Source organism: Streptomyces sp. TRD_SC_5 (genome assembly GCF_056836825.1).
In genome coordinates this window covers 6,156,068-6,180,752 of the sequence record NZ_JBWZZS010000001.1, presented here as the reverse complement: position 1 = coordinate 6,180,752, position 24,685 = coordinate 6,156,068, and the positions used below count along the sequence as shown (strand labels likewise).

At 69.8% G+C, this 24,685-nt stretch carries 22 protein-coding genes; 11 read left to right on the top strand and 11 right to left on the bottom strand.

The window, feature by feature from the left end; genetic code table 11:
* Positions 1-18 precede the first annotated feature (18 nt).
* From AC1P0E_RS28315 to AC1P0E_RS28295, 5 genes are all read right to left on the bottom strand, one after another.
* Positions 19-1,419, bottom strand: a complete 1,401-nt coding sequence (locus AC1P0E_RS28315) for a M20/M25/M40 family metallo-hydrolase (RefSeq protein ID WP_482744935.1) — start codon at positions 1,417-1,419, stop codon at positions 19-21.
* Positions 1,412-2,245 carry a M55 family metallopeptidase gene (locus AC1P0E_RS28310; RefSeq protein ID WP_482744934.1) on the bottom strand — a complete coding sequence of 278 codons (834 nt, stop codon included), beginning with the start codon at positions 2,243-2,245 and terminating at the stop codon, positions 1,412-1,414. The genes AC1P0E_RS28315 and AC1P0E_RS28310 overlap by 8 nt, the downstream gene beginning before the upstream one ends.
* Before the next feature lie 79 nt (positions 2,246-2,324).
* On the bottom strand, positions 2,325-3,014 hold the full coding sequence (locus AC1P0E_RS28305; RefSeq protein ID WP_482744933.1) for a class I SAM-dependent methyltransferase: 690 nt from the start codon (positions 3,012-3,014) through the stop codon (positions 2,325-2,327).
* A gap of 176 nt (positions 3,015-3,190) precedes the next feature.
* On the bottom strand, positions 3,191-5,587 hold the full coding sequence (locus AC1P0E_RS28300) for an MFS transporter (protein ID WP_482744932.1): 2,397 nt from the start codon (positions 5,585-5,587) through the stop codon (positions 3,191-3,193).
* Positions 5,588-5,766: 179 nt separating this feature from the next.
* Positions 5,767-6,210: an SRPBCC family protein gene (locus AC1P0E_RS28295; RefSeq protein ID WP_214973423.1), complete on the bottom strand. Its 444-nt coding sequence runs from the start codon at positions 6,208-6,210 to the stop codon at positions 5,767-5,769.
* 152 nt (positions 6,211-6,362) lie between these two features.
* Between AC1P0E_RS28295 and AC1P0E_RS28290 the strand changes: the two genes are divergently transcribed.
* Both AC1P0E_RS28290 and AC1P0E_RS28285 read left to right on the top strand, forming a co-directional pair.
* Positions 6,363-7,391, top strand: coding sequence for an Rv2578c family radical SAM protein (locus AC1P0E_RS28290; RefSeq protein WP_482744931.1), 1,029 nt, complete (start codon positions 6,363-6,365; stop codon positions 7,389-7,391).
* 43 nt (positions 7,392-7,434) lie between these two features.
* Positions 7,435-7,989, top strand: coding sequence for a GNAT family N-acetyltransferase (locus tag AC1P0E_RS28285; RefSeq protein WP_482744930.1), 555 nt, complete (start codon positions 7,435-7,437; stop codon positions 7,987-7,989).
* On the opposite strand, the gene AC1P0E_RS28280 is transcribed toward AC1P0E_RS28285, so the two are convergent.
* Positions 7,938-8,516, bottom strand: coding sequence for an adenylosuccinate lyase (locus AC1P0E_RS28280; protein WP_482744929.1), 579 nt, complete (start codon positions 8,514-8,516; stop codon positions 7,938-7,940). The genes AC1P0E_RS28285 and AC1P0E_RS28280 overlap by 52 nt on opposite strands.
* A 336-nt stretch (positions 8,517-8,852) precedes the next feature.
* On the opposite strand from AC1P0E_RS28280, the gene AC1P0E_RS28275 reads away from it, so the two are divergent.
* From AC1P0E_RS28275 to pssA, 9 genes are all read left to right on the top strand, one after another.
* Positions 8,853-10,634, top strand: a complete 1,782-nt coding sequence (locus AC1P0E_RS28275) for a 3-hydroxyacyl-CoA dehydrogenase family protein (RefSeq protein WP_482744928.1) — start codon at positions 8,853-8,855, stop codon at positions 10,632-10,634.
* Between the two features lie 97 nt (positions 10,635-10,731).
* Positions 10,732-11,559, top strand: coding sequence for a TetR family transcriptional regulator (locus AC1P0E_RS28270; RefSeq protein ID WP_482744927.1), 828 nt, complete (start codon positions 10,732-10,734; stop codon positions 11,557-11,559).
* A 411-nt stretch (positions 11,560-11,970) separates the two neighbouring features.
* On the top strand, positions 11,971-13,308 hold the full coding sequence (gene ccrA, locus AC1P0E_RS28265; protein ID WP_482744926.1) for a crotonyl-CoA carboxylase/reductase: 1,338 nt from the start codon (positions 11,971-11,973) through the stop codon (positions 13,306-13,308).
* Entirely contained in the window at positions 13,308-15,320 is a 2,013-nt protein-coding gene (locus AC1P0E_RS28260) for a protein meaA (RefSeq protein ID WP_482744925.1), read from the top strand. The genes ccrA and AC1P0E_RS28260 overlap by 1 nt, the downstream gene beginning before the upstream one ends.
* On the top strand, positions 15,317-16,291 hold the full coding sequence (locus tag AC1P0E_RS28255; RefSeq protein WP_482744924.1) for an HpcH/HpaI aldolase/citrate lyase family protein: 975 nt from the start codon (positions 15,317-15,319) through the stop codon (positions 16,289-16,291). Before AC1P0E_RS28260 ends, AC1P0E_RS28255 begins: the two co-directional genes overlap by 4 nt.
* A gap of 2 nt (positions 16,292-16,293) precedes the next feature.
* Positions 16,294-16,806, top strand: coding sequence for a MaoC family dehydratase (locus AC1P0E_RS28250; RefSeq protein WP_482744923.1), 513 nt, complete (start codon positions 16,294-16,296; stop codon positions 16,804-16,806).
* Positions 16,807-16,808: 2 nt separating this feature from the next.
* The gene (locus AC1P0E_RS28245) at positions 16,809-18,014 is read left to right on the top strand and encodes an acyl-CoA dehydrogenase family protein (protein ID WP_482744922.1); all 1,206 of its coding nucleotides are present in this window, start codon (positions 16,809-16,811) and stop codon (positions 18,012-18,014) included.
* Between the two features lie 170 nt (positions 18,015-18,184).
* Positions 18,185-18,841: a phosphatidylserine decarboxylase gene (locus AC1P0E_RS28240; RefSeq protein WP_482744921.1), complete on the top strand. Its 657-nt coding sequence runs from the start codon at positions 18,185-18,187 to the stop codon at positions 18,839-18,841.
* Complete coding sequence (gene pssA / locus AC1P0E_RS28235; RefSeq protein WP_482744920.1) at positions 18,828-19,682, top strand: CDP-diacylglycerol--serine O-phosphatidyltransferase; 855 nt, start codon at positions 18,828-18,830, stop codon at positions 19,680-19,682. Before AC1P0E_RS28240 ends, pssA begins: the two co-directional genes overlap by 14 nt.
* A gap of 75 nt (positions 19,683-19,757) precedes the next feature.
* On the opposite strand, the gene AC1P0E_RS28230 is transcribed toward pssA, so the two are convergent.
* From AC1P0E_RS28230 to AC1P0E_RS28210, 5 genes are read right to left on the bottom strand one after another with little or no spacing between them, the layout of a single operon-like run.
* Positions 19,758-21,035 (bottom strand): ABC transporter substrate-binding protein, encoded by a 1,278-nt coding sequence (locus AC1P0E_RS28230; RefSeq protein WP_482744919.1) that lies wholly within the window; start codon positions 21,033-21,035, stop codon positions 19,758-19,760.
* A gap of 2 nt (positions 21,036-21,037) precedes the next feature.
* Positions 21,038-22,096 (bottom strand): branched-chain amino acid ABC transporter permease, encoded by a 1,059-nt coding sequence (locus AC1P0E_RS28225; protein ID WP_482744918.1) that lies wholly within the window; start codon positions 22,094-22,096, stop codon positions 21,038-21,040.
* Positions 22,089-22,979, bottom strand: a complete 891-nt coding sequence (locus AC1P0E_RS28220; protein WP_482744917.1) for a branched-chain amino acid ABC transporter permease — start codon at positions 22,977-22,979, stop codon at positions 22,089-22,091. Before AC1P0E_RS28220 ends, AC1P0E_RS28225 begins: the two co-directional genes overlap by 8 nt.
* The gene (locus tag AC1P0E_RS28215) at positions 22,976-23,758 is read right to left on the bottom strand and encodes an ABC transporter ATP-binding protein (RefSeq protein WP_482744916.1); all 783 of its coding nucleotides are present in this window, start codon (positions 23,756-23,758) and stop codon (positions 22,976-22,978) included. Before AC1P0E_RS28215 ends, AC1P0E_RS28220 begins: the two co-directional genes overlap by 4 nt.
* A complete protein-coding gene (locus tag AC1P0E_RS28210) occupies positions 23,755-24,567 on the bottom strand; it encodes an ABC transporter ATP-binding protein (protein ID WP_482744915.1) in 813 nt (270 codons plus the stop codon). The genes AC1P0E_RS28215 and AC1P0E_RS28210 overlap by 4 nt, the downstream gene beginning before the upstream one ends.
* Positions 24,568-24,685 lie beyond the last annotated feature (118 nt).

The window sequence follows — 24,685 nt, the reverse complement described above, 5'->3', positions numbered from 1 at the left end:
GCCTTCCAACTCCCCCTGCTAGGCGGTCCTCAGGTAATGATCGAGCACGCGCACGCCGAAGTGGAGGGCTTCGACAGGTACACGTTCGTCCACGCCGTGGAAGAGCGCCTGGTAGTCGAAATCGACCGGCAGCTTCAGCGGCGAGAAGCCGTAGCCCGTGATGCCGAGCCGCGAGAACTGCTTGGCGTCCGTACCGCCCGACATGCAGTACGGCACGACGTGCCCGCCGGGCGCGAAGTGCTCCACCGCCGCACGCAGCTTCGCGTACGTCGGCGAGTCGGTCGGCGCCTGGAGGGCGGTCTCCCGGTGGTGGAACTCCCAGTCCACCTGCTCCCCGGTGAGCAGGTCGAGCGTCCGCGCGAATTCTTCCTCTCCGCCCGGCAGGAACCGCCCGTCGACGTAGGCGGTCGCCCGCCCCGGGATGACGTTGACCTTGTAACCGGCGTCCAGCATGGTCGGGTTGGCGCTGCCCCGTACTGTCGCCTCGACCAGTGCGGCGGCGGGCCCCAGCTTGTTGAGGAGCGCGTCCACGTCGAAGTCGGACGCGTCGAAGTCCGGTACGTCGAGGTGGTGCAGGGCGGCGAGCTCGGTGAGGCTGGCCCGGACGGTCGGCGTGAGCCGCACCGGCCATTCGTACTCACCGATCCGGGCGATGGCGGCGGCAAGCCTGCTCACCGCGTTGTCCCGGTTGACCTTGGAGCCGTGACCCGCCGTGCCGACACCGGTGAGCTTGAGCCAGCCGGTGCCCCGCTCGCCCGCGGCGATGGGGTAGATCTCCATGCCGGGGCCCGCGTGGAAGGTGTAGGCGCCGGATTCGCTGATTCCTTCCGTACAGCCCTCGAAGAGCTCCGGGTGGTCGGCGGCCAGGAAGCCCGAGCCGTCGACCGCGCTGGCCTCCTCGTCCGCGGTGAAGGCGAGCACGATGTCGCGGCGCGGCCGGGTGCCGGAGCGCGCCCAGGCCCGTACGACGGCGAGGACCATCGCGTCCATGTTCTTCATGTCGATCGCGCCCCGGCCCCAGACCACTCCGTCGCGGACCTCGCCGGAGAAGGGATGCACGCTCCAGTCGGCGGGCTCGGCGGGTACGACGTCGAGGTGACCGTGGACGAGGAGCGCGTCGGCGGACGGGTCCGTGCCGGCGATCCTGGCCACGACGTTGGTCCGTCCGGGGGTGCGTTCGAGCAGCAGGGGCTTCAGGCCAGCGTCGGCCAGCCGCTCGGCGACGTACTCGGCGGCCGGGCGCTCGCGGCAGTCTCCGCCACCGCGGTTGGTGGTGTCGATGCGGATGAGATCGGACGTGAAGGTCACGACCTCGTCCAGCGCGAGCGCGTCGACCGTTGCTGCCCCGCCGACTGCTGCCCGGACGGCCGTCGCTGTCCCGGCGGCCGTTCTCCCGTCGATCGGCTGGTTGTCAGCCATACTGCTCCTCCACCGCGGCCGAGACGATCGTCGTGACGGCCTTGAAAGTACGAATGCCCTCATACATCGTCCCGCTGGTGTACGCGACACGCCGTTCCCCGGTCGCCTCCACCCCCGGCACCACGGTGGCGGCCCCCGAAAGGTGCTCCGCGTCGAACTCCAGCTCCACGGTGAACGGGCCGCCGCGCACCGGATCGTGGCGTACGGCGAGGCCCGTCGCCTCCTTGGCCGCGGCCCTGATGTCCGCGGCGGTACGGGCCGGAGTGCGGCACACCGCCGCGTACCGCGACACGTGGTCCTTGACCGCGACCTTACGGGCCCCGGGCGCGTACCCCTTCGCGTCCTCGCAGGTCAGGTCGTCGCCGGTGACGAGCACCACCGGTACGCCGTACTCCGCGACGACGTGGGAGTTGAGCAGACCCTCACTGGCCCGTTCGCCGTTCACCCACACCCCCGTGATGGAGTTCGCGAGGTAGGTGTGCGCGAGGACGCCCTCGGTGCCGGCGCCGGTGTGGTAGCCGACGAACGCGATGCCGTCCACGTCCCCGTGCTGCACGCCTTCGACCATGCTGAGCGATTTGTGCCGCCCCGTCAGCATTTCGGCGCGCTCGTCGAGCTGCTCGAGGAAGAGGTTGCGCATGGACCAGTGCGCCTCGTTGATGAGCACCTCGTCGGCGCCCCCGTCGAAGAAGCCGAGGACGGCCGCGTTCACGTCCGAAGTGAACAGGGAACGGCAGCGCTCCCACTGCGGAGTCCCCGGAAGTACGTCGGCCGGCCACGTGACACCGGTGGCGCCCTCCATGTCGGCGCTGATGAGGATCTTCACGAGGCTTCACGTTACGCGGCGGCGCACACCCCGGCCAGGCCTGCCGGCACCTCCAGAGGTCCGGTCCGAGGGAGTCCTGTCACATTCCTCCGTCGCGGCGGGTCAAACCCGGGAGCGTCTGAGTGATCCGCCACAGGCGGCGCGGCAGCTCCCCCTCCTCGAAGGCGTGGACCTCACGCGGTTCCCACCCCTCGGCCAGCGCGTCGACCAGCCCGCGGTCGAAGAAGTGCACCGCGAACCCGCCCTGCTCGAAGATGTCGTCGCCGTGGCCGGTGCCCGCCCCGTAATGGGCGTCGCCGGTGTGCCGGACGGTGTAGACGAAGGTGCCGCCGGGCCGCAGTACCCGCCGTACCTCGGCCACAAGCGCACGGATCTGCGGTGTCGACAGCGCCATGCACATCAGCATGTGGGCGAAGACCGCGTCCACCGATCCGCCCGGCAGCGGCAGCGGGCGCCGCACGTCGTGGGCCATGACGCTCACCGAGGAGCCGAGGCCCCGCTCCGCCGCCCGGGCGGCCAGTTGCTCCAGCCCTTCGGAGCTGAAGTCGGTGGCCCGGACGGTGAAGCCGCAGCGGGCGAAGTACAGGGCGTCGCGCCCGTGCCCCGCCCCCAGCTCCAGTACGTCCTTCGCGCCCGCCACGCGGAACACCGCGGCGGCGTGGACAGCGGCGGCCGAGGGAGCTTCGCCGTACATCCCCGGACGGCCGGCGTACGTCCGCTGCCAGTGCTCGCGCTGGGCATCGGCCGGCTCCCGGTCCTGCTCCGGCATCGTTGCTCCCTCGTGTCCACCGGCGCCCCGCACCGGGGGCCGGGCACAGCGTAGGACCCCGGCACCGGCTCCACCCGGCTCAGCGCGCCCGTACCGGCCCGCGAGCCTGCCGCGTCACTCCGAACGGCCCACGAGCGGCCGCTTCGGGGGCGCAGCGAAGGGTCGGTACCGAAGGGTCAGTCCTCGTGGCCGAGTTGGAGGTCGCGTTCGGTACGCCCGCCGCCCGCGACCTGGAGCACGGTGGCCACCGGCGGGTAGCCCGCGGCGATCACCGTGTACTCGCCGGACGACAGGTCGACGAAGCGGAACGTACCGTCGGGCCCGGTGGTGAGCGTGTCCACCACATTGCCCCCGGCATCGAGCAGCGTCACCCGGGCGTCCTCGACGGGCCGCCCACCGGTCGCCCGCACGGTGCCGCGCAGCACCGCGCCGCCCGCCAGCTCGATGTCCTGCCGGGTCTCCCGCGAGGCCTGCACGCTCACCGGGAGGGCGGCGGGCCGGAACGCCGGGGCGCTCCCGGCGAGGGTGTACTCCCCCGCCACAAGCTCCGTGATCACGTACCCGCCCTCGCGCCCGCTGCGGGTCGAGGCGACGACCTCCCCCCGTACGTCGGTGAGCGTCACAGCGGCGTCCCGGACGGGCGTCCCGTCCGCGGTGAGTACGGTCCCGGCGAGGCGGCCCGCGCCGCCGAGCACCACATCGAGCTCGACGGGGCGCTCGCCGACGGTGACGGTGACGGCCTGCGGCTGGTGCCCGCCGGCCGCCGCGATCATCACGTACGACCCGGATCCGGCCACGCTCAGCGCGTACCGCCCGTCGTCGCCGCTCGCGCCGCGCCCGACCTGCCGTCCCGACACGTCGATGAGGGTGAGGGCGGCGCGCGGCACGACGCTGCCGTCGTGGTGCTGCACGGTGCCGCAGACGGGGACGCCCGACACGTACGGGGCGGCGGCGGTGCGGGCCGAGGGGATCGCGGAGGGCTCGGCTGCGGGGGCGTTGTGGGACACCAGCGGTTTCTCCTTGAGGAAGCATGCGATGAGCAGGCCGAGTACGAGCACCGGCACGAGGTAGAGGAAGATCCGCGGCATGGCCTCGGCGTACGCGTCGATGTACGCGTCGCGCAGCGCGGGCTCCATGGCGTGCACCAACTGCGGAGTGATGGACTCCGGGTCGGGGAGGCCCGCGCCCGCGGGCAGCCGCTCGGCGAGCGCGTCCGCGAGCCGGTTGGCGAAGAGGGTGCCGAAGACGGCGGCGCCGACGGCGCCGCCGATCTGCCGGAAGTAGTTGTTGGCACTGGTGGCGGTGCCGAGGTCGGCCGGGGGCACGGAGTTCTGGACGGCGAGGACGAGCACCGGCAGGACAAGGCCGATACCGATGCCGAGTACGGCCATCCAGATGCTGTAGTGCAGTCGTGAGGTGTCGGCCTCCAGACGGGACAGCAGCCACATGCCGAGCACCGAGCACGCGCTGCCGACAACCGGGTAGACGCGGTAGCGGCCGGTGCGGCTGATGAGCTGCCCCGAGACGATCGAGGCGACGACCACCCCGCCCATCATCGGCAGCATCAGCAGCCCGGACTCGGTCGCGCTGGCGCCGCCGACCATCTGCAGGAACGTCGGCAGGTAGCTGGCGGCGCCGAAGAGCGCGATGCCGACGACCGCGCCGACGAGGCCGGTGACGTTGAAGACCGAGTCGCGGAACAGCCGCATCGGCATGAGCGGTTCGGACGCGTGGTGCTCAACGACGATGAAGAGCAGAGTCGTTCCGGCAGCCCCGGCGGCGAGGCCGAGAATGACCCGCGAGTCCCAGGCGTACTCCGTACCGCCCCAACTGGTCAGCAGGACCAGGCAGGTGGAGGCGGCGGCGAGCAACAGCGCGCCGAGCACGTCGAGTCGCTGCCGTACGTCCGGCTTCGGGAGCTTCAGTACGACGGCGATGACGGCCATCGTGAGCAGGCCGAACGGGACGTTGATGTAGAAGCACCAGCGCCAGGAGGCGTGGTCGGTGAAGAAGCCGCCGAGCAGCGGGCCCGCGACGGAGGCGAGACCGAAGGCGGCGCCGATGAGGCCCATGAAGCGGCCTCGGTCCCTGGGCGGCACCATGTCGGCGATGATCGCCTGGACGCCGATCATGAGGCCGCCCGCGCCGATGCCCTGGATGGCGCGGAAGGCGATGAGCTGGTCCATGGTGCGGGACCAGCCGGCCAGCGCCGAGCCGATGACGAAGACGACGATCGCGAACTGGAAGATGCCCTTGCGGCCGAAGAGGTCGCCCAGTTTCCCGTAGACGGGAAGGCCGATCGTCGCCGTCAGCAGATAGGCGGTGATCGCCCACGACATCCGGTCCAGGCCCTGGAGTTCGCCGACGATCTTCGGGAGGGCGGTCGCGACGATCATCTGCTCGAGCGCCGCGAGGAGCAGCGCGAGCATCAGCCCGCAGAACACCAGCCGGACGCGGCGCGGACTGAGCGGCCGGTCCTCGGGCGTTCCGGCGGCGGGGAGTTGGGCCTGCGGTGGTGGCGGCTCAACGGCGTCGCCTGCCGTGCCCGTCTTCACCAGAGTGATCCCGCCCACGTACCGCTCCCCTCGTCGCACTGCGCCGCCCTTTTCTCGCATTACGCGACAACTGGGAGCAAGCGGGGCGATCGAGGCGGGAGGCGTACGCGGGCGGCTTCACCCCCGGTGAGAGCACCTGCGGCGCACTACCGGCGCGCCGGGAAGACCACTCGAACCGGTGACGGACCGCGCAGGGGCTACTTCTCCACCTGGGCGGCGAGATTGGCGAGCAGGGCGTCGTAGATCCGGCCGAGGCCCTTGGGCGCGAAGGTCTTCTCGAAGAACCCGCCGATGCCGCCGGCGCCGTTCCACACCGTACTGACGACGGCCTTGGACTTGCCCTCGCCGGCCGGGGTGACGGTCCAGGTGGTGACCATGGACGAGTTTCGGTCCTTCTCGACGAGCTGCCCGTCGGTCGGCTCGGTCACCTCGAGCAGGCAGTCGCGGACGCGCTTGCTGGTGGCCTGGAGCTTCCAGTGGACGAGGGTGCCCTCGCCGTCGCCGCCCTCACGCACCTCGTACTCGGAGAAGTGCTCGGGCAGGAGCTTCTCGCGCGCGCCGCTGTAGTCGGCCAGCGTGTCGAACACCGTCTCCGCATCCGCCGCGATGATCCGCTCCGTGGTGGCCTCGACCTGCGCCATGCCTGTTCCTCCGCACTTGGGTTTTCAAGGGTGCGGCTTACCCAACCACCTCGGGTACGACCGCCCAAATCGGGGTTGCCCCACAGACGGGGCTGCGACAATTAAGGGAACATGTGTTCTATTCTGTGGTCAGTGCTACCGAGGAGGCGCACATGCGCTGGAACAATCTGGCCGAAAACCCCGCCGCTACCGGGGAGGCCGCGCTCTTCGGAACGGACGCGGTGACCACCCGTACCTTCGACACCCCCGAGTTCCGGGGGATCACCTTCCACGAGGTGCGCGCCCGCTCGATCGTGAACCGGGTGCCGGGTGCCTCACGCATGCCGTTCGAATGGACGGTCAATCCGTACCGGGGCTGCACGCACGCGTGCGTCTACTGCTTCGCCCGCAAGACCCACTCCTATCTGGACCTCGACACCGGCCTGGGCTTCGACTCCCAGATCATCGTCAAGATCAACGCGCCGGAGCTGCTGCGCGGCCAGCTCGCGTCCAGCCGCTGGCAGGGCGCGCACATCGCGATGGGCACGAACGTCGACTGCTACCAGCGGGCCGAGGGCCGCTATCGCCTCATGCCCGGCATCATCGCGGCGCTGCGCGACCGCGCGAATCCCTTCTCCATCCTGACCAAGGGCACGCTCATCCTGCGCGACCTGGACCTGCTGGTGCAGGCGGCCGAGGTCACCGACGTGGGCATCTCGGTCTCCGTCGGCTTCACCGACCAGGAGCTGTGGCGCACGGTCGAAGCGGGCACGCCGTCCCCCGAGCGCCGCCTGGACGTCGTACGCACGCTCACGGACCACGGCATCGGCTGCGGCGTCCTGATGGCGCCCGTCATCCCCTTCCTCGGGGACTCCCCCGACCAGCTGCGCGCCACCGTCCGGGCGATCGCCGCCTCGGGCGCGACCTCGGTGACCCCGCTCGTACTGCACCTGCGGCCGGGCGCGCGCGAATGGTTCATGGCGTGGCTCGGCACACACCATCCGCACCTGGTCCGCCGGTACGAGCGGCTGTACGCCGAAGGGGCGTACGCACCCAAGTGGTACCAGCGGCGGATAACCCGTCAGGTGCACGAGCTGGCCACGGAGTTCGGCATAGGCCCGTCGGGTCCGGGCCCACGCCGACGCGTCCCGGTGGCCGCCGAACCGGAGCCTCCCGGACCCACGCAGCTCACCCTGCTCTGACACCACGCCGCCGCGTCGCCCACCCCTGGCTAGAGTCCGGCCCATGGGCGGCGGCGTACGGATACGGGACATGACCATCGGCGACTGCGAGGCCGTCGCGCGGGTGCGGGTGCGGGGGTGGCAGACGGCGTACGCCGGGATGATGCCCCCGGCGTACCTCGACGCGATGAGCGTCCAGGGCGACGCCGCCCGGCGGCGCGAGTACCTGGCCAGAGGCGACAGCGCGGGCCGCAACGTCGTCGCCGAGCGGGACGGGCAGGTCATCGGCTGGGGCTGTTACGGCCCGTACCGCGACAACGGGCAGCCGACCGCCGACGCCGAGCTGTACGCCCTCTACGTCCTGCCCGAGCACCACTCCACCGGCGTCGGCCGCGCCCTGACCGCCGAGTTGCTCGCCCGCGCCGCCGCCGACGGTCACCCGCGCATGCTCCTGTGGGTCCTCACCGAGAACACCCGCGCCCGCCGCTTCTACGGGAAGGCCGGCTTCGCGCCCGACGGCGCCGAGGAGCCGTTCGACGTGCGGGGCGTCGCCGTCCCCGAGACGCGTTACGCGAGGCGGCTGAGCGCGGCGGACGCGGCGGCGCTCAGTCGCGGGTGATCAAGCGCCGCTTCGAGCACCGGCCGCGCCCGCGCGTCCCGCAGCCGCCCCAGCCCCTCGACGCAGGCGAGCGCCACCCGCCAGTGGGGGTTGGCCGGGGCGAGCAGCCCGCGCAACGTGGTGATCAGCGCGGGTACGGTCTCGGGCGCCCGGAGCTCGGTGAGCAGCCGCACCGGGTGCAGCGCGTACGCCGTGCGCAGCGAGTTCGTGGCGAGTGCGGCGGCCGCGCGGGCGGTACGCGGGTCACGCAGACGCGCCAGCGCGTACGCGGCGCTGACGCACCGCTCCGGATCACGGTGGTTGAGAAGCAGCACCAGCGTCTCGAAGGCCCGCCGGTCGCCCGCGCAGCCCAGGCGGAAGGCAGCTGTCTCGCGGGCCCACAGGGGCCGCTGGGTCTCGGTGAGCACCTTGGCGAGTTCGTCCGGATCCTCGGTGGCGAGCAGCCGCTCGTACGCCGCGGAACCGCCCGCCCCGGCCCGCGCCTCACCCCGTACCCGGTCGGCGAGCGACCGCAGCTCCTCGTCCATGCCGCAAGCGTATGCAGCGCACAGGCGTCCTAGATCACATCCCGCCAGGTCTGGCGCGCTCGTTACTCGCCGGTTACTCTCAAGCGAGCGGGCCACCCCCCGCTGATTGATCACCTCATGGCGGCCTGGTGACGCAGCCGCCGGAGTGTCTTGTCGGTTCGGTGTTTTCTTCCGCGATGTGACTCCGGGACAGAGTCCGTCGGCCCCGCAGCTCGACCTGCTCCGCGCGTTCCGCGCACCCTCCGCACGCAACTTCCTTGTGCTGTGCGCCCGTTGGCGTACCCACGGCGCGGTGCGTGTGCCCCTCAGTCGTCACTCATTCTCTGGAGTCCCGTGATGGACACCCCTCTCAGTACCGTCGCCGTGGTCGGACTCGGCACCATGGGCACCGGCATCGCCGAGATCCTGGCCCGCGCCGGCCGTGAAGTCATCGGCATCGACATCAGCGAAGAGGCAGGCCGGCTGGCCGTCTCCTCGCTCGAGGCCTCCACCGCCCGCGCGGTGGAGCGCGGCCGGCTCACCGACGAGGAGCGGCGCGACGCCCTCGCCCGATTCCGTACCTTCTCCGACCTCCAGGCCGCCGCGGACGCCGATCTCGTGATCGAGGTCGTGCACGAGTCGTACGAGGCCAAGCAGCAGGTCTTCCGCGCTCTCGACGCCATCGTGCGCCCCACCACGGTCCTGGCGACCGGCACGAACGCGCTGTCCGTGACCCGGCTCGCCGCCGATTCCGCGCACCCCGAGCGCGTGCTCGGCATGCACTTCTTCAACCCGGCGCCCGCGATGAAGCTGGTCGAGATCGTCTCCTCGGTGCTCACCGCGCCGCAGGCCGTCGAGGCCGTCACCGCGCTCGCCCGCGACCTGGGCAAGGAGCCGGTCGCGGTCGGCGACCGGCCCGGTTTCGTCGCCGACGGCCTGCTCTTCGGCTACCTGAACCAGGCCGCCGCGATGTACGAGGCGAAGTACGCCTCCCGCGAGGACATCGACGCCGCCATGAAGCTGGGCTGCGGTCTGCCGATGGGGCCGCTCGCCCTGCTCGACCTGATCGGCATCGACACGGCCCGCACGGTCCTGGACGCGATGTACGCCGAGTCCCACGACCGGCTGCACGCCCCGGCACCCATCCTGAAGCAGCTCAGCGAGGCGGGGCTGAGCGGCCACAAGTCGGGCCGCGGCTTCTACACGTACGAGGCGGCCGGCAGCCACACCGTCGTGCGCGACGCGCTCACCCCGCTGGAGTCGGCGAACCCCACCCCCGGCCGCCCGGTGCGGTCGGTCGGTGTCGCCGGGTCCGGGACCATGGCGTCGGGCATCGCGGAGGTGTTCGCGAAGGCCGGTTACGACGTGGTGCTCGCGGCGCGGAGCCAGGAGAAGGCGGAGAAGGCGAAGGCCCGTATCGCCAAGTCCCTTGCCCGCTCTGTCGACAAGGGCCGGATGACGGCCGAGGCGCGCGACGAGACGCTGGGCCGGGTCGCTCCGGCGGGCTCGCTCGACGCGTTCTCCGACGTCGACCTGGCCGTCGAGGCGGTCGCGGAGGACCTGGAGGTCAAGCAGCAGCTCTTCGCGACGCTCGACAAGATCTGCAAGCCCGGCGCGGTGCTCGCCACGACCACGTCGTCGCTGCCCGTCGTCGCCTGCGCCCGCGCGACCTCGCGCCCGCAGGACGTCATCGGGATGCACTTCTTCAACCCGGCGCCGGCGATGAAGCTGGTCGAGGTGGTCCGTACCGTCCTCACGTCGGACGAGGTCCACTCGACCGTCCGCGAGGTGTGCGTGAAGATCCGCAAGCACCCCGTGGACTGCGGCGACCGCGCCGGCTTCATCGTGAACGCGCTGCTCTTCCCGTACCTGAACAACGCGGTCAAGATGGTCGAACAGCACTACGCGACGCTGAACGACATCGACGCCGCGATGAAGCTGGGCGGCGGCTACCCGATGGGCCCCTTCGAGCTCCTCGACGTGGTCGGCCTGGATGTCTCCCTCGCCATCCAGAAGGTTCTGCACGGCGAGTTCCGCGATCCGGGCCTGGCACCCGCCCCGCTGCTCGAACACCTGGTCGCGGCGGGCTGCCTGGGCCGCAAGACAGGGCGCGGCTTCCGGGAGTATGCCCGGCGCTGAGCAGGAGGGTGTGACCGGATGGGGCGGGCTGCTGGAGCCGGACGGCAGCCCGCACCCACAGGCGCGCTCTCCTGCGCGGATGCAGTACGTTCGGGGCATGTCCCAGCCCGCTGACTCCCCCCGACGGCCGTCCCGTACCAGCTCCGCCTCCGACGCCCCCGAAAGTGCCGCAGGCGGCCGCGCGGCCGCCCAGCGGCTCAAGATGCGCCGTGAACTGTCGGCCGCGGCGATGGAGCTGTTCGCGACGAAGGGGTACGAGGCGACGACGGTCGACGAGATCGCCGCCGCGGGCGGCGTCGCCCGGCGGACCTTCTTCCGGCACTTCCGTTCAAAGGAAGAGGCGATCTTCCCGGACCACGACGACACCCTCGTGCGCGCGGAGGCGGTGCTCAACGCGGCGTCCCCGCACGAGCACCCGCTGGACACGGTCTGCCGGGGCATCAAGGAAGTCATGCGGATGTACGCGGCCTCCCCGGCCGTCTCCGTGGCCCGCTACAAGCTGACCCGTGAGGTCCCGACGCTGCGCGAGGCGGAGATCGCCTCGGTGGCCCGCTACGAGCGGCTGTTCACGCGCTATCTGCTGGGCCACTTCGACGAGCACGACCACCACGACGACAACGACGATCCGCTGCTGGCGGAGGTGGCCGCGTCGGCCGTCGTAACGGCGCACAATCACGTACTGCGGCGCTGGCTGCGGGCGGGCGGCCAGGGCGATGTGGAGGCGCAGCTGGACCACGCGTTCTCGATCGTCCGCGACACCTTCGGCACGGGCATAGGAGCGGGCCGCTCGAAGCCGACGGCGACCTCCACTTCGAGCCCGGCCTCCGCCTCGGTGAGCGGCGACGTGCTGGTGACGGTGGCGCGCACGGACGCGCCCCTGGACGAGGTCATGCGCACGATCGAACGAGCACTCAAGCAGGGCTGACCAGGCAGCGTTTTCGGCCGGTCACAGACGCCGTCCGCCCCCGGATTTCCGGGAGGCGGGCGGCGTCTTCACGTGCTCTGATGAATGGCAATCGATCGATCATCGCTCATGTGTGACGGCGAGGTGACAAGTGAGAGAAATTGTTGGCACTCAGTGTCTTGTCACGTGGCACCGGGTGTCATACGTTGATGTTGTCCGGGCGGCCGGCGTGCAGTGATCTTTCGTACGCCGGCTGTCCCCGCAAACCCACGTGTCTGCGCGCCCGGACGCCTGCGTCACAGGCAACCTCCCGCGCTACCCGCGCTGCCGAACACCCGCAACACCGCCGAACCGACGGCACACCTCCACAGCAGCACCCCGACGTTCCCCTCAAAGCGTTCCCTCGAACACACGCTTCGCCGGAGGCACCCCGTGAAGGAAATCCTGGACGCGATCCAGTCGCAGGCCAGCACAGCCGCAGACATCGCCGCGCTGCCCATCCCCGAGTCGTACCGCGCGGTTACCGTGCACAAGGACGAGGCCGAGATGTTCGCCGGCGTCGCCAGCCGGGACAAGGACCCGCGCAAGTCCCTCCACGTCGAGGACGTGCCGGTGCCCGAGCTCGGGCCGGGCGAGGCCCTGGTGGCGGTCATGGCCAGCTCGGTGAACTACAACTCCGTCTGGACGTCGATCTTCGAGCCGGTCTCGACCTTCGGCTTCCTGGAGCGGTACGGCAGGCTCAGCGACCTCAGCAAGCGCCACGACCTCCCGTACCACGTCATCGGCTCCGACCTCGCGGGCGTCGTCCTGCGCACCGGACCCGGCGTGAACGCCTGGAAGCCCGGCGACGAGGTCGTCGCGCACTGCCTGTCCGTCGAGCTGGAGTCGTCCGACGGCCACAACGACACGATGCTCGACCCCGAGCAGCGCATCTGGGGCTTCGAGACCAACTTCGGCGGCCTCGCCGAGATCGCGCTCGTCAAGTCCAACCAGTTGATGCCCAAGCCCGACCACCTCAGCTGGGAAGAGGCGGCGGCCCCCGGCCTGGTCAACTCGACGGCGTACCGCCAGCTCGTCTCGCGCAACGGCGCCGGCATGAAGCAGGGCGACAACGTCCTGATCTGGGGCGCGAGCGGCGGACTCGGCTCGTACGCCACCCAGTTCGCGCTGGCCGGCGGCGCAAACCCGATCTGTGTCGTCTCCAGCGACCAGAAGGCGGACATCTGCCGCGCGATGGGCGCCGAGGCGATCATCGACCGCAACGCCGAGGGCTACAAGTTCTGGAAGGACGAGCACACCCAGGACCCCAAGGAGTGGAAGCGCTTCGGCAAGCGCATCCGCGAGCTCACCGGCGGCGAGGACATCGACATCGTCTTCGAGCACCCGGGCCGTGAGACCTTCGGCGCGAGCGTGTACGTCACCCGCAAGGGCGGCACGATCACCACCTGCGCCTCGACGTCGGGCTACATGCACGAGTACGACAACCGCTACCTGTGGATGTCGCTGAAGCGGATCATCGGCTCGCACTTCGCCAACTACCGCGAGGCGTGGGAGGCCAACCGCCTGATCGCCAAGGGCAAGATCCACCCGACGCTCTCGAAGGTGTACTCGCTGGAGGACACCGGCCAGGCGGCGTACGACGTCCACCGCAACCTGCACCAGGGCAAGGTCGGCGTGCTGGCGCTGGCGCCCCGGGAGGGTCTCGGCGTCCGTAACCACGAGCTGCGCGAGCAGCACATCGACGCCATCAACCGCTTCCGGAACATCTGATGGGTGAGCGTCGGAAGGACCGGCCCTGGCTCATGCGGACGTACGCCGGTCACTCGACCGCCGAGGCGTCCAACGAGCTGTACCGCAACAACCTCGCCAAGGGCCAGACCGGCCTGTCGGTCGCGTTCGACCTTCCGACGCAGACCGGTTACGACCCCGACCACATCCTCGCCCGCGGCGAGGTCGGCCGGGTCGGGGTCCCGGTCTCCCATCTCGGTGACATGCGGCGGCTGTTCCAGGACATCCCGCTGGAGCAGATGAACACCTCCATGACCATCAACGCCACGGCCATGTGGCTGCTGGCGATGTACCAGGTGGTCGCGGAGGAGCAGGGCGCCGACATCACCAAGCTCCAGGGGACGACGCAGAACGACATCGTCAAGGAGTACCTGTCGCGCGGGACGCACGTCTTCCCGCCGGTGCCGAGCCTGCGCCTGACGACGGACATGATCACCTACACGGTGAACCACATCCCCAAGTGGAACCCGATCAACATCTGCAGCTACCACCTCCAGGAAGCCGGCGCCACGCCGGTCCAGGAGATCGCGTACGCGATGAGCACGGCGATAGCCGTCCTCGACGCCGTACGGGACAGCGGGCAGGTTCCGCCGGAGAAGTTCGGGGACGTCGTCGCCCGTATCTCCTTCTTCGTCAACGCGGGCGTCCGCTTCGTCGAGGAGATGTGCAAGATGCGCGCCTTCGGCCGCATCTGGGACAAGGTCACGCGCGAGCGGTACGGCATCGAAAGCGAAAAGCAGCGCCGCTTCCGCTACGGCGTGCAGGTCAACTCACTGGGCCTCACCGAGGCGCAGCCGGAGAACAACGTCCAGCGCATCGTCCTCGAAATGCTGGCCGTCACCCTCTCCAAGGACGCCCGCGCCCGCGCCGTGCAGCTGCCCGCCTGGAACGAGGCGCTGGGTCTGCCCCGCCCCTGGGACCAGCAGTGGTCGCTGCGCATCCAGCAGGTCCTCGCCCTGGAGAGCGACCTGCTGGAGTACGAGGACATCTTCGCCGGGTCGCACGTCATCGAGGCCAAGGTGGAGGAGCTCGTCGCCGCGTCCTTCGCCGAGATGGACCGCATCGAGGAGATGGGCGGCGCCATGGCCGCCGTCGAGTCCGGCTACCTCAAGTCGCAGCTGGTCTCCTCGCACGCGGAGCGCCGCGCGCGCATCGAGTCCGGCGACGAGAAGATCGTCGGCGTCAACTGCTACGAGTCGACCGCGCCCAGCCCGCTCACCGCGGACCTGGACGGCGCGATCATGACGGTCGACCCGGCCAACGAGGCCCGCGTCGTCGCGAAGCTCCACGAGTGGCGCGACAACCGCGACGAGGCCCGCGCGTCCGAGGCCCTGGCGGCCCTCAAGAAGGCCGCGGCGGGCACCGAGAACCTGATGGCGGCCACCGTCGAGTGCGCCCGCGCGGGCGTCACCACCGGCGAGTGGTCCTGGGCGCTGCGGGACGTCTTCGGTGAGTTCCGCGCGCCGACGGGCGTGAGCAGCGCCCCGGTCGCGGTCACCGCCGAGGCGGGCACGCCGCTCGCGTACGTACGGGAGAAGGTGTCCCGTACGGCCGACGAACTCGGCTCGGGACGGTTGCGCCTGCTGGTCGGCAAGCCCGGCCTGGACGGGCACTCCAACGGCGCCGAGCAGATCGCCGTACGAGCCCGCGACGCGGGCTTCGAGGTGGTCTATCAGGGCATCCGGCTCACGCCCGAGCAGATCGTGAGCGCTGCCCTCGCCGAGGACGTGCACTGCGTCGGTCTGTCGATCCTGTCCGGCTCGCACGCCGAGCTGGTGCCGGACGTTCTCGTACGCCTGCGAGACGCCGGCGCGGCCGACATTCCGGTGATCGCGGGCGGGATCATTCCGCCGGCGGACGCCGAGGCGCTGCGTGCTGTCGGAGTGGCCGCAGTTTTTACCCCTAAGGACTTCGGTATCACGGAGATCATCGGCCGTATCGTCGACGAGATCCGGAAAGCGAACAAGCTCGACCCTCTGGAGGTCTCCGCATGACCACGCCCACGCCCGCCGTGAACCGGCTGCGCCCGCGCCGCTCCTGCCTCGCAGTGCCCGGCTCGAACCCGCGCTTCCTGGAGAAGGCCCAGGGCCTGCCGGCCGACCAGGTCTTCCTGGACCTGGAGGACGCGTGCGCGCCGCTCGCCAAGGAGGGCGCCCGGCACACCATCGTCGACGCGCTGAACAACGGTGACTGGACGGGCAAGACCCGGGTCGTGCGGGTCAACGACTGGACGACTCACTGGACGTACCGCGATGTCATCACGGTCGTCGAGGGCGCGGGCCCGAACCTCGACTGCATCATGCTGCCGAAGGTCCAGGACGCACAGCAGGTCATCGCCCTCGACCTTCTCCTCACCCAGATCGAGAAGACGATGGGCTTCGAGGTCGGCAAGATCGGCATCGAGGCGCAGATCGAGAACGCCAAGGGCCTGGTGAACGTCGACGAGATCGCCGCCGCCTCCCCCCGCCTCGAGACGATCATCTTCGGTCCGGCCGACTTCATGGCCTCCATCAACATGAAGACCCTGGTCGTCGGCATGCAGCCCCCCGGCTACGGCGCCGACGCCTATCACTACATCCTCATGCGCATCCTGATGGCGGCCCGTACGCACGACCTCCAGGCGATCGACGGCCCCTTCCTCCAGATCCGCGACGTGGACGCGTACCGCGAGGTCGCGGGCCGTGCGGCGGCGCTGGGCTTCGACGGCAAGTGGGTGCTGCACCCCGGCCAGGTCGACGCGGCCAACGAGGTCTTCTCGCCCTCGCAGGAGGACTACGACCACGCGGAGATGATTCTCGACGCGTACGAGTGGTGCACGTCCGAGGCCGGTGGCAAGAAGGGCTCCGCGATGCTCGGTGACGAGATGATCGACGAGGCCAGCCGCAAGATGGCGCTGGTCATCTCCGGCAAGGGCCGCGCGGCCGGCATGCGGCGCACCTCCAAGTTCGAAGCCCCGGAGGCCTGAGCATGCAGTTCGGACGCACTTACGAAGAGTTCGAGATCGGCGCGGTCTACAAGCACTGGCCCGGAAAGACGGTCACCGAGTACGACGACCACCTCTTCTGCCTGCTGACCATGAACCACCACCCGCTGCACATGGACAGCAACTACGCCGAGAAGACGACCGACTTCGGCAAGAACGTCGTCGTCGGCAACTACATCTACTCGCTGCTGCTGGGCATGTCGGTGCCGGACGTGTCCGGGAAGGCCATCGCCAACCTGGAGGTCGAGTCGCTCAAGCACATCGCGCCGACCTTCCACGGCGACACGATCTACGGCGAGACGACCGTCCTCGACAAGACGCCGTCGAAGTCCAAGAGCGACCGCGGCATCGTCTACGTCGAGACGAAGGGCTACAAGCAGGACGGCACCGTCGTCTGCGTGTTCCGGCGCAAGGTGATGGTCCCGACCGAGACGTACATCAAGGAACGCGGCGGCGAGCAGCCCGGCCGCCCGGAGCCCAAGGTGCAGGGGAAGTAATCATGGCCCGTCTCGCACAGACCGCCGGTCTGACCGACATCCAGCAGGAAATCCTGGCCACCGTCAGGAACTTCGTCGACAAGGAGATCCTGCCTGTAGCGACCGAGCTGGAGCACCGCGACGAGTACCCGACGGAGATCGTCGAGGGCCTCAAGGAGCTCGGACTCTTCGGGCTGATGATCCCCGAGGAGTACGGCGGCCTGGGTGAGTCCCTTCTCACGTACGCGCTGTGTGTCGAAGAGATAGCTCGTGGCTGGATGAGCGTCTCCGGGATCATCAACACCCACTTCATCGTGGCGTACATGCTCAAGCAGCACGGCACGCAGGAGCAGAAGGACACGTTCCTGCCGCGCATGGCGCTGGGCGAGGTGCGGGGCGCGTTCTCGATGTCGGAGCCGGCGCTCGGTTCCGACGTGTCGGCCATCACGTCGAAGGGCGTGAAGGACGGCGACGAGTACGTCCTCAACGGCCAGAAGATGTGGCTGACGAACGGCGGCTCGTCCACGCTCGTCGCGGTCCTGTGCCGCAGTGACGAGGGTCTCCCCGAGGGCTCGCCCCCGCACAAGCAGATGACGACCTTCCTGGTGGAGAAGGAGCCCGGCTTCGGCGAGGTGCGTCCGGGCCTGACCATCCCCGGGAAGATCGACAAGATGGGCTACAAGGGTGTCGACACCACCGAACTGATCATGGACGGACTGCGCATTCCGGCCAATCGTGTACTCGGCGGGACAACCGGCCGTGGGTTTTACCAAATGATGGACGGCGTCGAGGTCGGCCGCGTCAACGTGGCGGCGCGTGGTTGCGGTGTCGCGCAGCGTGCGTTCGAGCTGGGCGTCTCGTATGCCCAGCAACGTCACACTTTCGGAAAGCCGATCGCTCAGCATCAGGCCATTCAGTTCAAGCTGGCCGAGATGGCTACCAAGGTCGAGGCCGCACATGCGATGATGGTTAACGCAGCGCGCAAAAAGGACTCCGGGGAACGAAACGACCTAGAGGCAGGGATGGCGAAGTACCTCGCCTCCGAATACTGCAAGGAAGTCGTCGAGGACGCCTTCCGTATCCATGGCGGTTACGGGTTCTCGAAGGAGTACGAGATCGAGCGTCTCTACCGTGAGGCGCCGATGCTGCTCATCGGTGAAGGTACCGCCGAGATCCAGAAAATGATCATTGGTCGGCGACTCCTCGAAGAGTACCGGTTCCAGGGCTGATTGCCCTTTTCGTGGGGAAATGACCGCGAAAAAGATCACACCCTGTTATCGGCTTCAGGCCGCCGACTCGGCTTCTGGCTTGCCCAGTTGCGCCCCGCAACCGCTACCATCGCCGATAAGCCGCCGTCCCCCTGTTGCCAGCGCGGCATCATCCGCTACGAAGGTCATCCATGCCCCACAGCCAAACCTCTGCACCACGCGACGGTCTCCTCAACGGACGCCTTGCTCGCGGAGCATCGCCGTGGCTTCTGCCGACCGTCGCCACCGCGGCACTCAGCCTCGTCCGGGCTCGCAAGTCCGGCCGCTGGGCTGCCGTCGCCGTGCCCACCACCGCGCTCGCGGCGGGCATGCTGTGGTTCTTCCGCGACCCCGAGCGCGAGATCACTCAGGGCCGGGTCATCTCCCCGGCCGACGGAGTGGTGCAGAGCATCATGCCGTGGAAGGACGGACGTACCCGCGTCGCGATCTTCATGAGCCCGCTGAACGTCCACGTCAACCGCGCTCCCCTCGCGGGCACGGTGACGTCGGTCGAGCACATCCCCGGCGGGTTCGTTCCGGCGTTCAACAAGGAGAGCGAGAACAACGAGCGCGTTGTCTGGCACTTCGACACCGAGCTCGGTGACATCGAGATGGTGCAGATCGCCGGTGCCGTCGCGCGCCGCATCGTCCCGTACATCCCGCAGGGCACGAAGGTCGAGCAGGGCGAGCGCATCGGCCTGATCCGCTTCGGCTCGCGCGTCGACATCTACCTCCCCGAGGGTGTCGAGGCCGATGTCGAGGTCGGCCAGGTCACCACCGCGGGGGTGACTCGAATTGACCGTGACTGATCCTGAGACACAGGCCGGCTGGGTACCGGAGACCGAGGAAGAGGCCGACGCCGAGGACATGCCGCTCTCTCTGCGGCTGTCAATAGCGGACACCCTCACTCTCGGCAACGCGACGTGCGGATTCATGGCGGTGTACTTCACCACCACCGGAATCCTCATCCCGCACCTCCAGGGCAGCGCGGAGACCGGCATGGCGCGGCACAGTGCCGCGACCGCCGTGATCCTGATGCTGCTCGCGGCGATCTTCGACCTCTGCGACGGGCTCGTGGCGCGCAAGCTCCGCAGCTCGCCGATGGGGGCGGAGCTCGACAACCTCTCCGACCTGATCAGCTTCGGGCTCGCCCCCGCCTATTTCGTACTGGTGTACGGAATGGTCGCGGACGACGCCCACCAGCGGGTCTCCGCGCTGGCGGCGATCGTGGTGCTGCTGGCGGTGGTCCTGAGGCTCGCCAGATTCTCCTGCGTGACGCTGAAGGACGGCATGTTCCAGGGCATGCCGAGCCCCTTCGGCGCGCTGACGGTCGTCTCGATCGTGCTGCTCGAGCTGCCCTTCATCCCCACGCTGCTCGCCATCATCGGCGTCGCGTGGCTGATGGTGAGCCGGGTGGAGTACCCGAAGCCGCGGGGTGTCCTCGCGGTGGCGATGCTCGCCTGGATCGTGGGCGCGATGGGGCTGCTGGCGGCCTGGGCGTTCGACGCCCCGGGCGGCCAGGTCCTGCTGGCGACCGGCTGCGCTCTCCAGGTCGTCATGGGCGCGGTCATCCCGCTCTTCGCCACGGCGCGGCGCGTGAACACGTTCCGCGACAACCGGCGCGAGGCGCGTGCGGCGCAGCTGCCGTAAGCGTCCGGCATACGTACGACTGCGGGCCCCGGGGACATCCCCGGGGCCCGCAGTCGTTTCCCTTTCGCGGGACTGTCAGCCGCCGAGCGTGTAGCTCTTCGCGGCCTCCGAGATCTCCGCTTTCCGCACCACCTTCGACCCGCCGGTCACGTTCTTGTCCGGCTGGAGGATGACCGTCTGGCGCGAGGACGGCGCCTTCGGGTCGGTGAAGTCGTGCGTGGTGCCGAAGCCCGAGTCGTACGCGTTGATCGTCAGCAGGGCCTTGCCGACGCCCTCCCGGGTCAGGTCCTTCGACGTGCACGCCTTCTTCAGCGCCTCACCGAAGACCGACGCCGCCGTCCAGCCGGCCACCACGCCGTTGTCGAGCGCGTCCGAGGGGTACGCCGCCTTGTAGTCGGCGACGAGCTTCTTGGCGTCCTGCGTGTCCGTGCCGATCGGCTCGGTGGGGTTGGCGACGTAGTAGTTCTTCATCAGTGCCGGCCCCGCCTGGGTGGCGAGCAGCTGCGGCGAGAAGGCCGAGTTGTTGCCGATGATCGGCACCTGGAGCTTTACCGCCGCCGCGACTCCGACGAACGAGGCCGCCTGGCGCGGCCCCGCGCTGATGACGACCCCCTTGACCCCGGCCTTCTTGAGCGCCGCGACCTGGGCCGTCATGTCGTTGTCGGTCGGCTTGATCTTCTGCTCGACGACGGTGAGCCCGGCCTTCTCGGCGGCGTACTTCGCCCCGGCCAGAGCGTTCTCGCCGTAGTCGCCCTCGAAGTAGACGTGACCGATCTTGTCGCCCTTCTTGACGCCCTTGTCGTTCGTCAGGAAGTCGATGGCGTTGATGGTCTCGACGTCGTACGTATTGCCGACGACGCGGATGTACGGGCTGCCCAGCAGCGAGGCGGACCACGCCTGCGGGATGACCAGGCCCTTGTCCTGGCCGTCGATGCGCTGCTTGACGGCGGCGACGAAGGGCGAGCCGATGAACTGGGCGAAGCCGAGGACCTGCGGCGACAGCTCGGTGTAGCCGGAGACGGCCTTCTGCGGGTCGTAGCCGTGGTCGCGCACCACGAGCTCGATCTCGCGGCCGCAGATGCCGCCGTCGGCGTTGGTCTGCTTCGCGTACAGCTGCTGGGCCTGGGTGACGCTCTTGCCGAGTGAGGCGTAGACGCCGGTCATGTCGGTCAGTACACCGAGCTTGATGGTCTTGTCCGTGACACCCTGCCCGGTCTTGACCCCGCCGGCGTCCGGCTTGTCGTTGGCCTCGCCGCTGTCCTTCGCCTTCGAGCTGCACCCGGCCGCGGTGAGCGCGAGCAGAGCCGCGAGCGTGGCGGCGGTGGTTCTGGTGACCTGCTTGCGTGTGGTCATGGTTACTCCCCTTGGGTTTTTGACTTGCGCCGGAAGGCCGGCCGCACCAGGCCGCCCGGAAGAAAGAGCACCACCGCGACAACGGCGGCGCCGTAGAGGTACCGGGACGCCTCGCCCGGTGCGACCCCGCCCGTACCGGGGGCGGAGACCAGGGGCAGAGCGTCGCTGTACCGGGTGAGGAGCTGGGGCAGCAGGGAGACGAACACGGCTCCCACCACCGCTCCCGCGACCGAGCCGAGACCGCCGATGACGATCATGGCGAGATATTCGAGGGACAGGATCATGCCGAAGTACTCCGGCACGGTCCGCTGGAAGACCAGGGCCAGCAGTACGCCCGCCAGGCCCGCGTACATGGAGGACAGGACGAACACCCCGGCCCGGTAGCGGGCCACGGGCACCCCCATGACGCCTGCGGCGATGCGGTGGTCGCGGATGGCGTTCATGGCCCTTCCGGGCCGCCCGCGCAGCACGCCGCGTGCGAAGAGCGCGCAGCCGGCCAGCGCGAGCAGGGCGACGTACCAGAGCTTCTCGGCGGAACCGAAGGGCACGGCGGCCACCAGCAGCTCGGAGTCGTCGAAGGTGATGCCGAAGAGGCTCAGCGGGGGGACGTCGCGGCCGTTGAAGCCGCCGGTCAGGTCGTGGGCGTTGAAGAGGACGTGCTGGCCGATGAAGATCAGCGCGAGGGTGGCGATACCGAGGTACGCGCCCTGGAGGCGTCCGGCGATGGGGCTGAAGAGGCCGCCCGCGACTCCGGAGAGCGCCACCGCGAGCACGGCCGCCAGCCAGCTGGGGAGGCCGAGGCCGGTGAGGGTCCCGGTGGAGTCGCCTGCGAAGACGCAGTAGCCGTACGCGCCGACGGCGAGGAAGAAGGCGTGGCCCATGGAGAGCTGGCCGGTGGCGCCGGTGAGCAGGTTGAGGCCGATGGCGCCGATGGCGGCGGCCATGGCGAAGAGCCCGGCCTGGAGCCAGAAGCGGTCGAGGTAGAAGGGCAGCGCGAGGAGCAGGACCGCTCCGGCGGTCCACAGCGCCGGGCGGCGGAACCGCTTGGTCGGATCAGACACGGGCCAGCTCCTTCGTACCGAAGAGGCCGGCCGGGCGGACCAGCAGGACGGCGACCATCACGAGGTACGGAGCCAGGTCACCGATGCCGCGGCCGAGGAAGGTCAGATCGCCCTGGTAGCCGGTGGCGAGCGACTCGGTGATGCCTACGAGCAAACCGCCGACCAGGGCGCCGGTGGTGGAGTCGAGGCCGCCGAGGATCGCCGCCGGGAAGGCCTTCATCGCGGCGAGTGAGGTGGAGCGTTCCAGACCCGGCGTCGGAAAGACCGTCAGGAACAGCGCGGCGACGGCGGCGAGTCCGCCCGCCACCGCCCAGGCGCCGAGCGAGACCCTGCCCAGGCGTACGCCCATCAGCGCGGCGGTCTCGGAGTTCTCGGCGGCGGCGCGCATCGCCACGCCCCAGGACGTGAAGCGGAAGGCGAGCAGGAAGACCGTGATGAGCAGGCCGGCGGCGACGAACGCGGCGACCCGGGTGTGCGCCACGGTCACCCCGCCGAAGGTGAGGATGGAGTCGCCCCAGGGGTCGCCGAGGGCGAGCACGTCGGTGCCGATGCGCCGCGTCAGCTCGGTGGTGAGGAGGATGTCGACGCCGATGGTGACGATGGCGAGCACGCTGTGGTTGGAGCCCCGGTAGCGGCGCATGACCAGGAACTCGATGCCCGCGCCGACCGCGGCGGCACCTCCGATACCGGCGAGCAGTGCGAGCCAGAAGCCGATGTCGTCGTGCAGCACGGCGGTGACGTAGCCGCCCGCGAGAAGCAGTGAGGCATGGGCGAAGTTGACGACCTCGGTGGCGCGGAAGATCACCACGAAGCCGAGGGCGATCAGGGCGTAGACGGAACCGATGGAGATCCCGTTGAGGAGCAGTTCGGCGAAGGTGGTCATGAGGTGGCCTCCTCTCCCAGGTAGGCGCGTACGACGGCGGGGTCGGACTGGACGGACGCGGGTGTTCCGTCGGCGATCAGCCGCCCGAAGTCGAGGACGGTCACGGAGTCGGCGAGCCGCATCACCACCCCCATGTCGTGCTCGACCAGCACGATGGAGATGCCGAGGCTGTCCCGTACGCCCGCGACGATGGCGGCGGTGTCCCGGCGTTCGTCGGCGGTCATTCCGGCGACCGGCTCGTCGAGGAGCAGCAGCTTGGGCTCCATGCACAGGGCACGGGCCAGCTCGGCGAGCTTCTGCTGTCCGTACGGCAGAGTGCCTGCGGGCCGGGCGAGTTGATCTTCGAGTCCTACGAACGCGGCGACTTCCCGGACGCGTTCGCGGTGCCTCGCCTCCTCCCGTACGGCGGAGGGCAGCCCCAGCCCCGCCGCGACGAAGCCGGTGCGGGTGAGGCGGTGACGGCCGAGCATCAGGCTGTCCTCGACGGTGGCGCCGGGGGGCAGGGCGAGATTCTGGAAGGTTCGGGCGATGCCGAGGCCCGCGATGCGGTGGGGAGGGAGACCCGTCAGCTCCTGGCCGCCGAAGCGGACGCTGCCCGAGGTGGCCCGGTACACGCCGGACAGGACGTTGAAGCAGGTGGACTTGCCGGCGCCGTTGGGTCCGATGACGGCGTGCACGGTTGCGGGCCGTACGGTGAAGTTGATCGCGTCCAGTGCGGTGAGACCGGCGAACCGTACCGTCAGATCCCGCACTTCCAGCGTCTCCGCTTCCTTGCTCATCGCCCCTCCCCCCAGACGCTGAGGGTGCGGTGCGCCGCCACGGCCCCGGAGGCGTCGGCGGCGGCCTCCTCGTCGACGACGCCCAGGTAGCGGCGGCGTACCTCGTCGGAGGCGGCGAGCTCTTCGGCGGGACCGGACAGCACGACCTCTCCCACATCGAGGACGTACGCGTGGGAGGCGAGGCGCAGCGCGATGGCCGCGTTCTGTTCGACGAGCAGTACGGCGGTGCCCTGCTCGTTGATCTCGGTGATCGTCTCGGCGATCCGCTGGGCCATCAGCGGGGCCAGCCCGAGCGAGGGCTCGTCGAGCAGCAGCAGTTTCGGTCCGGCCATCAGGGCCCTGGCGACCGCGAGCATCTGCTGCTCGCCGCCGGACAGGAGGCCGGCGCGCTGCGCGGCGCGTTCGGCCAGTACCGGGAACAGCTCGTGGACCCGTCGCAGGGCGGCGGTCTGGGCGGCGCGGTTGCCGGTGGAGCCGAGTGCGCCGGCGCGCAGGTTGTCGGCGACGGTCATCCGCGCGAACACCTGGCGCCCTTCCGGTACTTGGCAGAGGCCTGCGGCCACCACCCGGTCGGGCGAGAGGCCCGTCAGCGGCCGGCCACCGAAGGCGACAGTGCCCCCGGTGACCGCTCCGCCGTGAAACGACAGCGTGCGCGAGATGGCGCGCAGGAGCGTGGACTTGCCCGCTCCGTTGCTGCCCAGTACGGCGACCACGGCCCCCTCGGGCAACGTCAGCGACACGTGTCGCAGCGCCCGTACGGGTCCGTATCCCGCCGACAGATCCCGTATTTCCAATGCGGCGCCAGCCATGGCACCCCTTCCTCGGGCCGTTCAGTGGCGCTCACCTCAGCACCGGCGGGGCGTCCCGTCCACGGGTGGCGGCATAACCGCTGCCGGTGACCAGCCGCACGGACGGCCGGTTGTGCAC